Origin of the sequence: Bacillus sp. JJ664 (assembly GCF_036962205.1) — a bacterium.
Taxonomy (GTDB): Bacteria; Bacillota; Bacilli; order Bacillales; family Bacillaceae_G; genus Gottfriedia.
Genome location: NZ_JBALMS010000158.1, coordinates 1 through 14,338, shown reverse-complemented (window position 1 = coordinate 14,338; position 14,338 = coordinate 1). Strand labels below are relative to the sequence as shown.

Annotated in this window: 16 protein-coding genes; 1 reads left to right on the top strand and 15 read right to left on the bottom strand. The window is 32.6% G+C overall.

The features are described from left to right. Positions 1-38: 38 nt before the first annotated feature. From V7056_RS18965 to V7056_RS18945, 5 genes are all read right to left on the bottom strand, one after another. Positions 39-224 (bottom strand): DUF2768 domain-containing protein, encoded by a 186-nt coding sequence (locus tag V7056_RS18965; RefSeq protein ID WP_499703954.1) that lies wholly within the window; start codon positions 222-224, stop codon positions 39-41. A gap of 284 nt (positions 225-508) precedes the next feature. Continuing rightward, positions 509-772 carry a stage VI sporulation protein F gene (locus tag V7056_RS18960; RefSeq protein ID WP_087999402.1) on the bottom strand — a complete coding sequence of 88 codons (264 nt, stop codon included), beginning with the start codon at positions 770-772 and terminating at the stop codon, positions 509-511. Between the two features lie 122 nt (positions 773-894). Continuing rightward, complete coding sequence (locus tag V7056_RS18955) at positions 895-1,935, bottom strand: NAD(P)H-dependent glycerol-3-phosphate dehydrogenase (protein WP_499703953.1); 1,041 nt, start codon at positions 1,933-1,935, stop codon at positions 895-897. 55 nt (positions 1,936-1,990) lie between these two features. Further along, positions 1,991-3,301: a ribosome biogenesis GTPase Der gene (der, locus tag V7056_RS18950; RefSeq protein ID WP_499703952.1), complete on the bottom strand. Its 1,311-nt coding sequence runs from the start codon at positions 3,299-3,301 to the stop codon at positions 1,991-1,993. A gap of 132 nt (positions 3,302-3,433) precedes the next feature. Beyond that, complete coding sequence (locus V7056_RS18945; protein WP_499703951.1) at positions 3,434-4,042, bottom strand: YphA family membrane protein; 609 nt, start codon at positions 4,040-4,042, stop codon at positions 3,434-3,436. A gap of 109 nt (positions 4,043-4,151) precedes the next feature. On the opposite strand from V7056_RS18945, the gene V7056_RS18940 reads away from it, so the two are divergent. Further along, positions 4,152-4,289, top strand: a complete 138-nt coding sequence (locus V7056_RS18940) for a YpzI family protein (RefSeq protein WP_499703950.1) — start codon at positions 4,152-4,154, stop codon at positions 4,287-4,289. 271 nt (positions 4,290-4,560) lie between these two features. Here the strand turns inward: V7056_RS18940 and rpsA are convergent, their stop codons facing one another. The 10 genes from rpsA to V7056_RS18890 all read right to left on the bottom strand — a co-directional run bounded on the left by rpsA (position 4,561) and on the right by V7056_RS18890 (position 13,733). After that, positions 4,561-5,682 carry a 30S ribosomal protein S1 gene (rpsA, locus tag V7056_RS18935; protein WP_499703949.1) on the bottom strand — a complete coding sequence of 374 codons (1,122 nt, stop codon included), beginning with the start codon at positions 5,680-5,682 and terminating at the stop codon, positions 4,561-4,563. Positions 5,683-5,789: 107 nt separating this feature from the next. After that, a complete protein-coding gene (gene cmk, locus V7056_RS18930; RefSeq protein ID WP_499703948.1) occupies positions 5,790-6,470 on the bottom strand; it encodes a (d)CMP kinase in 681 nt (226 codons plus the stop codon). Between the two features lie 137 nt (positions 6,471-6,607). Then, positions 6,608-6,793 carry a DUF5359 family protein gene (locus V7056_RS18925; protein ID WP_499703947.1) on the bottom strand — a complete coding sequence of 62 codons (186 nt, stop codon included), beginning with the start codon at positions 6,791-6,793 and terminating at the stop codon, positions 6,608-6,610. A gap of 70 nt (positions 6,794-6,863) precedes the next feature. Continuing rightward, positions 6,864-7,526: a flagellar brake protein gene (locus tag V7056_RS18920; protein ID WP_499703946.1), complete on the bottom strand. Its 663-nt coding sequence runs from the start codon at positions 7,524-7,526 to the stop codon at positions 6,864-6,866. 283 nt (positions 7,527-7,809) lie between these two features. Beyond that, complete coding sequence (locus V7056_RS18915; RefSeq protein ID WP_499703945.1) at positions 7,810-8,778, bottom strand: asparaginase; 969 nt, start codon at positions 8,776-8,778, stop codon at positions 7,810-7,812. A gap of 127 nt (positions 8,779-8,905) precedes the next feature. After that, positions 8,906-9,880, bottom strand: coding sequence for a YpdA family putative bacillithiol disulfide reductase (locus tag V7056_RS18910; protein WP_499703944.1), 975 nt, complete (start codon positions 9,878-9,880; stop codon positions 8,906-8,908). A 126-nt stretch (positions 9,881-10,006) separates the two neighbouring features. Further along, positions 10,007-11,287 carry a Glu/Leu/Phe/Val family dehydrogenase gene (locus V7056_RS18905; protein WP_499703943.1) on the bottom strand — a complete coding sequence of 427 codons (1,281 nt, stop codon included), beginning with the start codon at positions 11,285-11,287 and terminating at the stop codon, positions 10,007-10,009. A 243-nt stretch (positions 11,288-11,530) separates the two neighbouring features. Beyond that, positions 11,531-12,139, bottom strand: coding sequence for a genetic competence negative regulator (locus tag V7056_RS18900; RefSeq protein WP_499703942.1), 609 nt, complete (start codon positions 12,137-12,139; stop codon positions 11,531-11,533). A gap of 76 nt (positions 12,140-12,215) precedes the next feature. Next, positions 12,216-13,124 carry a MerR family transcriptional regulator gene (locus V7056_RS18895; RefSeq protein ID WP_499703941.1) on the bottom strand — a complete coding sequence of 303 codons (909 nt, stop codon included), beginning with the start codon at positions 13,122-13,124 and terminating at the stop codon, positions 12,216-12,218. A gap of 39 nt (positions 13,125-13,163) precedes the next feature. After that, on the bottom strand, positions 13,164-13,733 hold the full coding sequence (locus tag V7056_RS18890; protein WP_499703940.1) for a hypothetical protein: 570 nt from the start codon (positions 13,731-13,733) through the stop codon (positions 13,164-13,166). Between the last annotated feature and the right edge of the window lie 605 nt (positions 13,734-14,338).

Genomic DNA, 14,338 nt, shown 5'->3' with positions numbered 1-14,338 from the left:
AAAAAGTAGCTTCTTCATGTTAATCCCCTTATTAGTAATTAGGTAGGCCAGCTCAAAACGACATATGTTATTAATAAACCAGAAATGATTAATGACATATACGCTAAAATTGCTGTAACCACTTTAAAAAATTTTATTTTAATCCAATTTCTACTTAAGTAAATTAATAAAATTGCTAGAATCATTAATCCCATTCCTACGAATGCGCTTATTTCAGTATTCATCTTAAACCCCCTATGTACTTTCTCACATTACTATAGTACCAAAATAGTTTCTTGATTAAAATCAAATTCTACAAATGTTTTACATCAAGAATGTAACCTAGCTTGTCCTTTAAATCTTTAAAAAAGAAAGAAAAAGTTTCTTCACTTCTTCTTTCCTTGAAGCAAATAGGGGCACTTGCTTCACTTCGACTAACACCCAACCAGAATACATCCGGTAAAAGTCATTCTATATTATGCATAAGGTATAGATTATGCACTCAATACATCGCAGAGAATGAGCCCAATTATTTTTGTTTAAACATATTCGTTAAAGATTGAAAATCAAGAGGCATATTATTTGTTACAATCGCTTGAACAATTTTATCTTCTTTATCTTTCGTTACTTGGCGACCAGTCATTGCCGCAATTTGACGCACTAGTTTACGAACAGTAGCCTCATCTTTGAAATTAGCATCTTTAACTGAATCAGCAACTTTAAAAATATCTGTTTTACTTACATTTGCCTTTTTTTCAATTTTATCAAAGAAACCATTTTGATTATTTGACACTATTCAAACCTCCTTCTTCGCTATACACCATATGCTATGCAAAAAAATAGAAATGGTGAAACGCCTAAAAGAGGCAATAAGATAAAAAGCATTAAAAACGTCGTTTTTAATGCTTTCAATACTTATTTCGTCAAATCACTAATAAAATTTGAAGTACTCTCGCCCTCATGTCTCTTATCACGATTCATTAATGCATCTACCCCAAGCTTAGGGTTTTTTCCTTCAAATAGTACTGCATATAATTCATTTACGATCGGCATTTCAACTTTTGCGTGTTTAGCTAGTTGATAGGCTGCTTTTGTCGTTCGCACACCTTCTACTACCATGCCCATATTCTCTAACACTTCATCTAATGATTGGCCTTTGCCTAATAAATTACCAGCACGCCAATTTCGGCTATGTACACTTGTACAAGTTACAATTAAATCTCCCATACCAGTTAAACCAGCAAAAGTTTGAGGATTAGCCCCCATCTCTTTACCTAGACGGATAATCTCGGCTAAACCACGTGTCATCAATGCTGCTTTTGCATTATCACCATAACCAAGCCCGTCCGTAATACCTGCTGCCAACGCAATAATATTCTTTAAAGCTCCACCAATTTCAACACCAATTACATCTTCATTTGTGTAAACACGGAAGTAGCCATTAGAAAATAACTCTTGTACAGCTCTAGCTTCATCCATATTGGATGAAGCAGATGTAACTGTAGTTGGGTGTCTCAATGCAACTTCTTCGGCATGGCTTGGACCTGATAATACGACAACTGAACCTAAATTCTTTTCATCAATCTCTTCAGAAATCATTTCTGAAATACGTTTAGATGAATCGGGTTCAATCCCCTTACTAGCATGGATGATCGTAACTTTAGTTTTCAAAATAGGATTTAATTTTTGACATACTTCTCTAATCGCTTTTGTTGGTACAACTAGTAATATATATTTAGCATCCTCGACTGCTTCATTTAACTCAACAGTCGCTTTTAATGAGTGTGGTAATTCAATTTCTGGTAAATATCGTTTATTCGTATGGAATTCATTTATCTCATTAATTAATTCAGATTTATTTCCCCACAAAGTAACAGAATGTCCATTATCTGCTAAGACCATGGCTAAGGCAGTTCCCCAACTACCCGCACCTAGAACCGCTATTTTTTTTGTCATACAAACACTCACTTTCAACAATCAGATTCAAAAATATTATTATTTTTTGTTCAACTTATGCACGTGCACGGCCAATAATTCTAATTGGAGAACCTTCAAAATCAAATGCATCACGAATACGGTTTTCAAGGAAACGTTCGTAACTAAAGTGAAGTAATTCAGGGTCATTAACGAATACAACAAATGTTGGTGGCTTAATTGCAACCTGTGTTGCATAATACACACGAAGTCTTTGACCGTTATGAGTTGGTGTTGGATTCATCGCAATCGCATCCATAATGACATCATTTAATACATTTGTCGGTACACGTAAGCTATGACTTTCACATGCTTTATTAATCATTGGTAATAAAGTTTGAGTTCTCTTACGTGTTTTAGCTGATAAGAATACTATTGGGGCATAATCTAAGAATTGGAAATGAGCGCGAATATTTTCTTCAAACTCTTTCATTGTCTTTTCATCTTTTTCAACAGCGTCCCATTTATTAACGACGATTACAACTGATCTACCAGCTTGATGCGCATAACCAGCAATTTTCTTATCTTGCTCAATAATTCCTTCTTCACCATCTAAAACAACTAAAACAACATCTGATCGTTCGATCGCACGTAAAGCTCTAAGTACACTATACTTTTCTGTACTTTCATAAACTTTACCTTTTTTCCTCATACCTGCTGTATCAATAATGACATATTCTTGTCCATCTTTTGTATACGGTGTATCAACTGCATCACGAGTCGTACCTGCAACATTACTTACGATAACGCGCTCTTGACCTAATAAAGCATTAACTAAAGATGATTTCCCTACATTTGGACGTCCAATTAAACTAAATTTAATTGTTTCTTCATCATAGTTTTCTTGTTGTTTATCTGGAAAATGACCGATTACCTCATCAAGTAAATCCCCAAGACCTAATCCGTGAGAACCTGAAATAGGATATACTTCTCCAAATCCTAACGCATAGAAGTCATAAATGTCATTGCGCATTTCTGGATTATCCACTTTATTTACAGCTAACACTACTGGTTTTTTAGTTTTGTATAAAATTTTCGCTACTTCTTCATCGGCCGCAGTAACGCCTTCACGACCATTTGTTAGAAAAACAATAACATCTGCTTCATCCATTGCAATTTCAGCTTGCTGACGAATTTGCTCTAAAAATGGCTCATCACCTATATCAATTCCACCTGTATCAATTAAGCTAAATTCTTGATTCAACCATTCCGCAGAACTATAAATACGATCTCGAGTAACTCCTGGTATATCCTCTACAATCGAGATTCTTTCTCCCACGATTCTATTAAAGATAGTTGATTTCCCAACATTGGGACGACCAACTATTGCAACTGTCGGTTTAGACATTTAATTCATCCTTCCTAGCATAACTATGAACCATTTAATTCTTAATAAATGTTTTTAGTTTTCATCTTCTATATAATTTATTTAAATAACTTATCTATTTTAACAAAAAATGTGAAAAAAGACCAATTTTCATCAATTTTTTACTAATTTTCCACTTTTCAAATTCTTTTTTGAAAAATTTAAAGACAATAATCTTAATGAAGTGATGAGTAAAATGGTTAAAAATAATGAATCAAGCCATGATAAATCACCTATTATATACTGAACTTTTATTGAACGATACGTAAAAAAATTGAAGACTTCACCTTGTATTAGTCCTATTATAAGCAGTCTGATCCTTTCGATGTAATGATTACTTAAAAATATTGCCAATACAGTTGCCATTAAAGCAATAGAAAAAAATTCATTAATAAAATAACTCGCTGGATCATAAATCGCTAGTATACTCATGCTACTATAAGACATTCCGATAATAAGTCCTTTAAAAAAATGCATGAATTGTTCACTAAACTTTAACTTGCTTACATCGTAACTAATCATAAAAATTAACAAAAGAAATACTACATTCATGTGAAAATTAAACAACTCGAATGTAACAGTAGAACAACAAATCAAACAAAACAAAACACCCAACTTTAAATATTTGTGATTTAAACGATCTTTCGTTCTTGAATAAAATAATATAATTGTCCAAATTGAAATTAGAAAATACAAACCCTGCACACCAAAGACCTCCCACATACACTTAGTATTCGACATTTCTACATGAAAATAATCAATCTTTCAAGAAAGTGAATAAGAAGTTCCAATAAAAAAGAACCTATAAATGAATCGTTTGGAGGTGAAACCTTTGGGAAAAGATCGACAAGAAAAAAAACTAAGACAATCTAGAAGAGTAGAATCTGACCGAGATCAAAGCATCCACAACAAGGGTGCAACAAGACTCGACACACCAGAAGAAGCACGAGAACTAAATCAGCATAACTAACGCAATGTGGAGGCGACTGGTTAGCTCCGACAAGCATAAGGCGAGCCCGGGTAAAGGTTGCTTTTTAACCTTTACTTGGGATCGACTTATGAGCTCGAGGAGCTAGGAGCCGGAACTAGACACAACGAAAAGTGGAGGCGACTGGTTAGCTCCGACAAGCATAAGGCGAGCAATCAAATAAATGACCTTTGCCTTAAACTTATCCTTTGAGCTAGAGCAAAGACCTACAAAAAAATCCTTTAGCAATAAATGCTAAAGGATTTTTTCTTAATTATTTTTTAAATTTATTTAATTTGTCACCAAGTAGTTCACTTAATTGGAAACCACTATTTTCATTTGGTTGAATATATTTAGAGATTTCTTCTTGAAGTTCAGCTTCGCCAGCTTCTTTAATACTTAATGAAAGTCTCTTATCACTTTGGTTAATTTCTAACACTTTTACTTTTACTTCTTGACCAACAGTTAGTACTTCATTTGGATTCTTAATATGCTTATCAGCAATTTGAGAAACGTGTACTAATCCTTCAATACCTTCTTGAACTTCAACGAATGCACCAAAGTTTGTTAATCTTCTAACTGTTCCTTCTACAACTGCACCAGTAGTAATTTTACTATCTAATTGATCCCATGGACCTGGTTGGATTGCTTTCATTGATAACGCAATGCGATTTGTATCAGTGTCAATTGAAAGCACTTTAACTTTCACAGTATCACCAACAGCTACTGCTTCTTCAGGCTTTGAAATTCGGTTGTGTGACATTTGAGATACATGTACTAAGCCATCTACTCCACCAATATTCACAAACGCACCAAAGTTCGTTAATCTTTCTACTTTCCCTTCAATCACTTGACCAACTTGAATTGAAGAATAAGCTTTACGTCTGTTTTCAACTTCATTTAACTGTTCAACTGCTTTGTGTGATAAAATGACACGGTTTTTTTCACGATCTACTTCTTCTACTACTACTTCTAGTGATTGACCTTTAAATGCAGCTAAATCTTCAACGAATTTTTTAGAAACTAGTGAAGCTGGGATGAATCCACGTACACCCACATCTGCAATCAGTCCACCATTTACTTGTTCTGTAATGATCACTTCAAATACTTCTTTACTTGCTAATTTTTCAGATAAAACATCCCATGCTTTTTCTGAATCAACTGCACGTTTTGAAAACACAACAGTATCTTCTTCGATTTTAATTACTTTTAATTCAATTTCCTGTCCAACAGTTAATACTTCGTTTACATTTTCAATATGTACATTAGAAATTTCTTTTATAGGAAGAATACCATCCGTTTTTCCACCAAAACCTACAATTGCTTGCTTATCTTCAATTTGTTCAACTACACATGAGATAATTTCCCCAACCTCTGGCATTACTTTTTCAACCATATCATATTCCTCCTTATTTTTGAAAACGGTTAGACCTTTTATGTATTGTCCTCTTTTACCTTCTAATAAATAGGTAGAAAAGTCAAGGAATGTGATGAATAATTCATCTAAATATTATTTGTTTTTTCTTTTACAATCGACAAAATTTCTTCGACTACATCATTTATGCTTTTTGATGTTGAATCCAATGAAACTGCATCATCAGCTTTTTTAAGTGGCGATACTTCTCGTTCCGAATCAATTTTGTCTCTAGTTGCAATTTCCTCTTTCAAAACGTCTAAATCACTTTCAAATCCATTTTTAATATTTTCAACATGCCTTCTTTGTGCTCTTTCATCAACAGAAGCTATCATAAATATTTTCACTTCTGCATTAACTAAAACATGTGTCCCAATATCTCTTCCATCCATTACAACGCCACCATTCACTCCATATTCACGTTGTAAATCTACCATTTTTTCACGTACTAAACTATGCTTAGCAACAAATGATACATTTCTAGTGACTTCTGGTGTACGGATTGCTTCAGAAACATCAGTTTGATCAATATATACTTTTTGCAAACCATCTTCTGGTACAAGCTTAATTGTCATTTTAGATAGTAATAGAGATAATTCTTTTTCATTATTCACATCAACTTCATTTTGAATTGCTTTTAGAGTTAGTGCTCGATACATTGCGCCTGTGTCTATGTATATATAGCCTAATTGTTTTGCTACTATTTTTGCAACTGTACTTTTACCGGCAGCTGCTGGTCCGTCTATAGCGATACTTATTTTTTTACTCATATGTCCTCCCTACATAAAAAAATTGCTACTTAATATAGCAACTTTGTCTTAGCATGTCCTAAAAATATGTTTTCAAATAAAAAAAAACAGGCATCCCTGCTTTTTTTATCTTACCATATGAAGCGATTGAATTCATCTTATTTACCAATTTCACTATATACTTCTCTTGTAACATCTTTTGCCTTTTGTGTAACTCCTTCGTATAATTCAATTTTCGTCAAATAAACTGAAAGACTAGGAAAGGACAAAAGATATTGACTGAATACTAAACATAATAATTGAATGATAATTAACTTTAATAGGATTCTTTCTACTCTTTTCATTGTAATCCATACCTTTTTAATTACCATTATGATTGTATGTAGTAAATTTTATACACAATTTCAACAAATATTAATTTTTCACACCTTTTCTTCGATGCTTTAATTGTTGGTCAAATGAAAACTGTATTAAATCTTGTCTTTGTGTAGGTGATAATCCATCAAACTCTAGGGAAACTCTTTGTTTACCATCTACCACTTGACTATTTACTCGTATGATATGAGCCTTTGTTTTGACATATCGATGTGACTCACCATCAAATGGCAAAACTAACCACAAAACGATTGTCTTACCTATAATAAACTCATTTTCTTGCGGTGCAAGGATCGCAACACCACCAGCACTAATATCTAGGCTAGTTGTTGTAAACGGTTTAAAATCATCAAATAAAGGATGAACAGCTACATCAACTATACTTGGTACACGAACATAACGTCTTCTTTGAGTTTTTTCTAAAGATTCATTACCTGGAAAAGACATGATAATAACTGGAATCTCAATTTTTTTTCTTCCAATGATTGAAGTATAGAAAGTAAACACATTTTGCTCTTTTGTCACAATATAAGCTTTTAATTTTTGATTATTTAATAAGAAAGATGCTTTACCTGTTGCTTCATCAAAAGGGTAGTCTATATATAATTCTTCATTTCTTATTTCTACGATTTTTGATTTATATCGTTTTACTTCTTTTGCATCAACGTCTTCTAAAATTAGTACATCCCCTACATTAAGCATTAGACCCTCCCAAACAATGTTCACATAATTGATTTCCGTGACGAAAGTCGTCATTCTTCATTGGTATATAATACTAGTATAAATGATGAAATTGAGTAAGTATATGTAGTTTTTTCACAATTACGAAATCTTTTAATTACTCAAATAGTACTAAAACCACAGAGTGAATTCATCTGAACAGGTCTTTCCTCATTGAAAATACATTTATCTGTATCGTTTGACCTAAAAACAAAAAAAGAAACGTGATTATCACGTTTCCTTTTTTGTAATGGTGTTTACTCATTTATTTATGGAAGCCTTCATGAATGTTTTCTACATCAGAAGCTAGCATGACTGTCAGTTTAATTCTTGCTTTCTTACTATCATAATCTTTTCCTAGTATTACACCTTTATTAACTAAATCGTATGCACTACCAAAATAATCATATGTAGGGTATACTTCGCCTTCTTCAGAGCTAGTCGTAATAATAACTTTTACCCCTTTTTTAACTGCGTCTTCAATTTCCTCAGTCATATGAGGTGAAACTTGTCCTCTACCGACTCCCTCTAAAATAATACCTTTTGCACCATGATCAACCGATGCTTTTACAAGATATCCTTTAGCTTCTATGTAACATTTAATAATATCAACTTGAGGTAATTCTTTTGTTATTTTGTATTTGTCTTGTAATACTGGCTTTTGATAGATATGAACTTTGTCATTATCAATAATTCCTAGATAACCAAATCCAAAAACGTTGAATCCTTGAATATTTGAAGCATGTTCTTTTTTAACATATTTCGCTGTAAATATTCGCTCATTAAAAACGACGACAGTTCCGATATTTTTTGAAGCATCATCAGATGCTGTATAGATCGCATGCCTTAAGTTAATAAATGCGTCTGTTCCTAATTCACCAGGAGACCTTTGAGATCCTGTAATAACGACAGGTCTTTCATCATCGATAGTTAAATCTAAAAAATAAGCTGTTTCTTCGAGTGTATCTGTTCCATGTGTAACGACAATTCCGTCAACTGATTCATCATTAAAATACTCTTCAATCTTTTGTTGAAGCAAAATCCAATGATTAAAACTTATATGCATACTTGGAACTTGGAAAAATGAATCAACAATGATATTGATATCATTCGGTAATTTAAGCATTTCAGCTATTTCTTGTCCAGATAATGCACCAGAATCCAATTTACCAGACTGTGCATTCGGTTTACTTGCAATCGTACCACCTGTTGTAATTAGAACGACTTTTTTCATTTTTCACACCCCGTTTCACAGGAATTATAACATCTAAAAATTATCCAAGTAAATAGGAATCCACAATTCTCATCAATTATTAGGAATCCACAAAAAAAACGCAGTATAAACTACGTTTTAAAATTGATTATTTAGTAGAAATGATATTCTTCGCAATTAAATCACCGTGGAAACGGCCGTTTTCAATGAAAATTTCATTAGCATTATTTCCAGCAGCTATTACGCCAGCGATATAGATCCCTTCAATATTTGTTTCCATCGTATCTGGATTAAATGTTGGACGACCTGTCAAATCATCTACACCTACCCCCATACTTTTAATCAAAGAGTGATCTGGATGGTATCCAGTCATTGCGTAAACAAAATCATTGTCAATTTCATAAGTGTTACCTAGGTGCTCATATATTACTGACTTTTCTTTTATTTCTATCATATTCGCTTGAAACTTCATATCAATTGTTTCTGATCGAACAAGGGCCTCAAATTCTGGTAATACCCAAGGCTTAATACTAGGAGAATACGAATTACCTCGATACAATACAGTTACTTCAGCACCACATTTTTCAAGTTCTAACGCAGCGTCGACACTTGAGTTTTTCCCACCAACAATCACTACCTTTTGATTAAAATGCTTATGTCCTTCGAAAAAGTAATGTGAAACTTTTTCAAGCTCTTCACCAGGAATTGATAAATAATTTGGTTGATCATAATACCCTGTGGCCACGACTACCGCTTTAGCATGATACTGTTTTTTTTCTCCACTTTTTGTAATTGACTCAACGAGAAAATCCTTATTTTTTGTAACCTTTAATACTTCTTCAAAAGAATGAATTGATACTTTATTTCTTTTTACGACATCTCTATAATAGGCTAGAGCTTGGTGTTTTTTCGGTTTTCTACCTTCAATAATAAACGGTATATTTCCTACTTCTAATTTTTCACTAGTACTAAAGAATGTTTGATGTGTAGGGAACCGACTGAGTGTATGAACTATATTTCCTTTTTCTATAATCAGTGCTGAGATTCCCTGATTTTTCAAAGACAAATATGTCGCAATCCCACAAGGGCCTCCACCTATAATTAGCACTTCAACTTTTTCCATTTTAAACAACTCCATTAAACTCGGTCTTGGTTTATCTAAACTCTATTTTACCGATATTATCCGTTTTGTCTAATAATTGATAAAATAAAAAAACAAGATGGAAATCCATCTTGTTTTGATTTTAGATTATACCCAACCTCTAAATCTACTTGCTTCAGCCATTTTACGAGCACCAACCATGTAAGCTGCTAATCGCATATTTACTTTACGATTTACACTTGTTTCGTAAATATTATTAAATGAGCGTACCATTACTTTTTCAAGTCTTTCTTCTACTTCTTCTTCAGTCCAGTAATAACCTTGGTTATTTTGAACCCATTCAAAGTAAGAAACTGTTACGCCACCAGCACTAGCTAAAACGTCAGGAACTAATAAAATGTCACGTTCTGTTAATATTTTTGTTGCTTCAAGAGTAGTAGGGCCATTAGCCGCTTCAACTACTATACTAGCTTTAATATTGTGAGCATTCTCTTTTGTGATTTGGTTTTCGATTGCTGCAGGAACTAAAATATCACAGTCTAATTCTAATAACTCTTTATTTGAAATTGTATTATTAAATAATTTTGTAATTGTACCGAAGCTATCTCTACGGTCTAATAAGTATTCTATATCTAAACCATTTGGATCATGAAGTGCACCATATGCATCGGAAATACCGATAACTTTTGCACCTGCTTCATGCATAAATTTAGCTAAGAAGCTTCCTGCATTACCAAAACCTTGGATAACAACTCGTGCGCCTTCTAAGTTGATTCCTTTACGTTTTGCTGCTTCACGGATTACAATTGTAACACCTTTTGCAGTTGCTGTTTCACGGCCATGAGAACCACCAAGTACTAATGGTTTACCTGTAATGAATCCTGGTGAGTTAAATTCATCAATTCTTGAATACTCATCCATCATCCAAGCCATAATTTGAGAGTTTGTAAATACGTCTGGAGCTGGAATATCCTTTGTTGGTCCAACGATTTGACTAATCGCGCGAACATATCCACGACTTAATCTTTCTAATTCACGGAAAGACATGTCACGTGGGTCACAAATAATTCCACCTTTACCTCCACCATATGGTAAATCAACAATACCACATTTTAAGCTCATCCAAATTGAAAGAGCCTTTACTTCATTTTCTGTTACATTCGGATGGAAACGAATTCCACCTTTTGTAGGTCCAACTGCATCATTATGTTGAGCTCTGTAACCAGTGAAAATTTTCACTTGTCCATCATCCATACGGACAGGAATTTTCACAGTCATCATTCGAACTGGTTCTTTTAATAATTCGTACATTTCATTTGAATATCCAAGTTTCTCTAACGCTTCTTTAATAACGACCTGAGTCGGCGCTAGTACATCTAAATGTTCTTCAGTGTTGCTATTTTTCTCTGTAGATTTCTCGGCAACCATTGTAAACCCCCTAGAAATTTGAACTATGAAAAATTATTCGTTCATTCTGAAATTAGTATACAACTTTCCATCCCTTTTTGAAAGTTATAAACACATAGAAAACAAAATATAATAATACTCTAATGTAAGCGTTTTCTACCGTCATTATACTCCTCTTTTTAACGTTTGAAAAGAATAGTTTAACAATTAATACAATATATTTAAAAATAATTTACAAAACAAAAAACCTCTCAAAATATTTTTTTAATGAGAGGTCTTTTTTTCCACGAAATAAAAATGCAGTTGTTCGATAGCATTTTCTGAAATCAGTTCTTTTCCATATTCAATAATGCGATAAATCGTTCTCGTAGAAGGATTTCCATATTCAGCTAAAATTGCGTAAAATGTTTCTCGATCAAGACGACCTAATTCATGTTCTTCAAATTTTATATAAAATGTATTTTCGAAGAAAAAAAGTCTTCCACCAGAAACATCACAAGAAACTAATTTTTCAGAAAGTAGGATTAGATCATCTAAAGTAGAAAACTCGTACAATATATGTTCACTTTCATCAAGGATTACTTCCATTGAGATAAAATCATCTTGAAATTCTTCTTCTTCTTCTAAAATTTCATCTGATTTCGTCACAATAACAACCATTCCTTGTGCTTGTAGTGAAAATACTTCAACAGATACTTTTCCATCCACTTCAAAACCTAATTCTACGCTAGCTTCATGCATCATATCTTGAAAAAGCTGTTGAACTTTTGGTGCATTGTACCATAAATCTTCTTTTGTTAATCCTCGTTCTGATAAATCATCAGATGTAAGAAAAACTTTAATTTTATTGTAGTTCAACCGTTCCAACCTCATGAACTAGCCTCCTTGCTGCATTAACCATAGTACAGTTTATGTTTTTATATAATTTTGGTGATTCTAAAGTAGAAAATCATTTATAATTAAAATTCTCCTTTAACCACTCGTCCCAGTTTGATTGTGCGTTGCCTACATAGAATTCTTGTATAGAATCCAAAATTGGACTCTCACATGTTGATACGGCATATCCGCCGATACCAATAATGATATTTGGCTTAATTTTTTTAATTGTGATTGCAAAATCAATTGTTTTCTTTACATTCTCTTTTAAAGTACATGAAATAATAAAACCTGCCGGATCTACTTCTTCAATCACTTGATCTAAATCAGATGAATCAATCGAAGCCCCTAAGTAGATTACTTGAAATCCAATTCTTCTTAAGTAAATTGTAAAAATGAGTAAACCAAGTTCATGTTTTTCATCCGGTCCACATACTGCGATCAGTTTCGGCAAATGTTTATTATTTGGGAGATTCTGATAAATCATCCCTAATCTTGTACGTAAAAATGATGTTGCAAAGTGTTCATGAGCACTAGTAATCTCACCATTTCTCCATTTATCGCCAATAATAATAAATACTTTAGAAATGATTTTAAATAAAACCTTATCAACGGAATATAAACTAAATGCTTCATTGATATAGTTGTGCGCTTCTCCTTCTTCAAAGGACGATAGCGCTGATACAATTTGATTTACTAAGTGATCAGATTGAAGATTTTCAGTAAAACTCTTATCATTACTTGATTTATGTTCTTTTGTTTCGTATATATTAATTGCTTGTCCGATAGTAAATCCTTCATTCACCTTCTGAACTAGCCATTTTAGAATATAAACATGCTCCTCAGTATACAACCGATGTCCCGCTTCATTTCTAACTGGACTAATAATATTGTATCGTCTTTCCCAAGCTCTCAATGTTCCTGGCAAAATCCCTACTAAGTTTGAGATTGCTTTAATATTATATTTTCCTATTTGGGCCAATTTTGATTTCCTCCAGTACAACTACATGAAGCCAAAGTACTATTTCAACAATACTGTAAAGTTAATAATTGAGATAGTTTTTTGCTTCAAAAGTCCTTTTTCATTGTTCAGCTCCAAATATATGGTTTTCTGATTACGATTTACATGATCTTGACTTCTTTCAAACAGATAAACTTGAATACTTTCATATTGTATTTCTAAGCTATTTTTCACTTCTGTAAAACTGGTCAATATATTAATATTTTCACTATTTATATTTTCTAGGGCATAATCGATATGATCTCGATTCGTACCAACATCGTCTAAACCAATAATAGAAAACTTTGTACCATTCTCAGTTTCAAACAATGCATTAGTATTTTCTAAAATGGTCACTTTGCAATCTAATAATAGTGCATTTAAGTCTCTATAATTCCCATTATAATCTTCAGAGCTCCATAAGTAATAGGTCGGAGCTAAAGAAGAGAGGAATTGAATATCTTCTTCAAGATATCTTTTAGACTTCTTTTTTGAATACCCACTTAATATGATAATCGTATTATTCGTACACAGTCTTTCAAGATCCGCTCTTTTTATACGATAATCACCTATATTTGTTATCCAAATCAATTGAATTTTTTCTAAAGTCAAATCATTATGGTTCAGCTGTATTTCTCTATTTTCAATCCTGATTACACTTTTTCTCGATTTGATAAATAGTAAATAAATGAATGCAACAAAACAAATGAAACTAATTAATACTAATACGATGTGATTTCCCCCCTGTAAACATAACAACAACTGTGCCGAATTTACGAAACAGTTGCTAACAAGTCCTGAACCATTGCGGACTTAATTAAACTCTTATTTAAAGGTCAAATATGAACTTTTAAAAATTCTGTTTTTATTTTCTCTACTCTGCAACTGCATATACTTTTCTACCATTATACAAAAACTCTACTAAATTGAAAAATATATGAAACGATAGAAAAGCTTATGTCCACTTGTCATTAAAGGACATAAGCTTTTCACTATTTACCGTTTATTAATTTATGTTTTATTTATTTAAATCTACATTTAAAGGTATTTTTAACACTTGTCCTGGTGTAACCTCTATATCTTTTAAGTTATTTTCATCTTGAATAATTTCTTCACCATTCCGGTTTTTATAATATTTCATAGAAATTGTAAATAATGTTTCTCCCTCTTGGACAACATGCTTAATTTCTTTTACA

Excerpts from the sequence above, each read along its gene's own strand:
- V7056_RS18965 (WP_499703954.1), bottom strand. The coding sequence starts at position 224 with ATGAATACTGAAATAAGCGCATTCGTAGGAATGGGATTAATGATTCTA.
- V7056_RS18955 (WP_499703953.1), bottom strand. The coding sequence starts at position 1,935 with ATGACAAAAAAAATAGCGGTTCTAGGTGCGGGTAGTTGGGGAACTGCC.
- der (WP_499703952.1), bottom strand. The coding sequence starts at position 3,301 with ATGTCTAAACCGACAGTTGCAATAGTTGGTCGTCCCAATGTTGGGAAA.
- V7056_RS18945 (WP_499703951.1), bottom strand. The coding sequence starts at position 4,042 with ATGTGGGAGGTCTTTGGTGTGCAGGGTTTGTATTTTCTAATTTCAATT.
- rpsA (WP_499703949.1), bottom strand. The coding sequence starts at position 5,682 with ATGGTTGAAAAAGTAATGCCAGAGGTTGGGGAAATTATCTCATGTGTA.
- cmk (WP_499703948.1), bottom strand. The coding sequence starts at position 6,470 with ATGAGTAAAAAAATAAGTATCGCTATAGACGGACCAGCAGCTGCCGGT.
- V7056_RS18925 (WP_499703947.1), bottom strand. The coding sequence starts at position 6,793 with ATGAAAAGAGTAGAAAGAATCCTATTAAAGTTAATTATCATTCAATTA.
- V7056_RS18920 (WP_499703946.1), bottom strand. The coding sequence starts at position 7,526 with ATGCTTAATGTAGGGGATGTACTAATTTTAGAAGACGTTGATGCAAAA.
- V7056_RS18915 (WP_499703945.1), bottom strand. The coding sequence starts at position 8,778 with ATGAAAAAAGTCGTTCTAATTACAACAGGTGGTACGATTGCAAGTAAA.
- V7056_RS18910 (WP_499703944.1), bottom strand. The coding sequence starts at position 9,880 with ATGGAAAAAGTTGAAGTGCTAATTATAGGTGGAGGCCCTTGTGGGATT.
- V7056_RS18905 (WP_499703943.1), bottom strand. The coding sequence starts at position 11,287 with ATGGTTGCCGAGAAATCTACAGAGAAAAATAGCAACACTGAAGAACAT.
- V7056_RS18900 (WP_499703942.1), bottom strand. The coding sequence starts at position 12,139 with ATGAGGTTGGAACGGTTGAACTACAATAAAATTAAAGTTTTTCTTACA.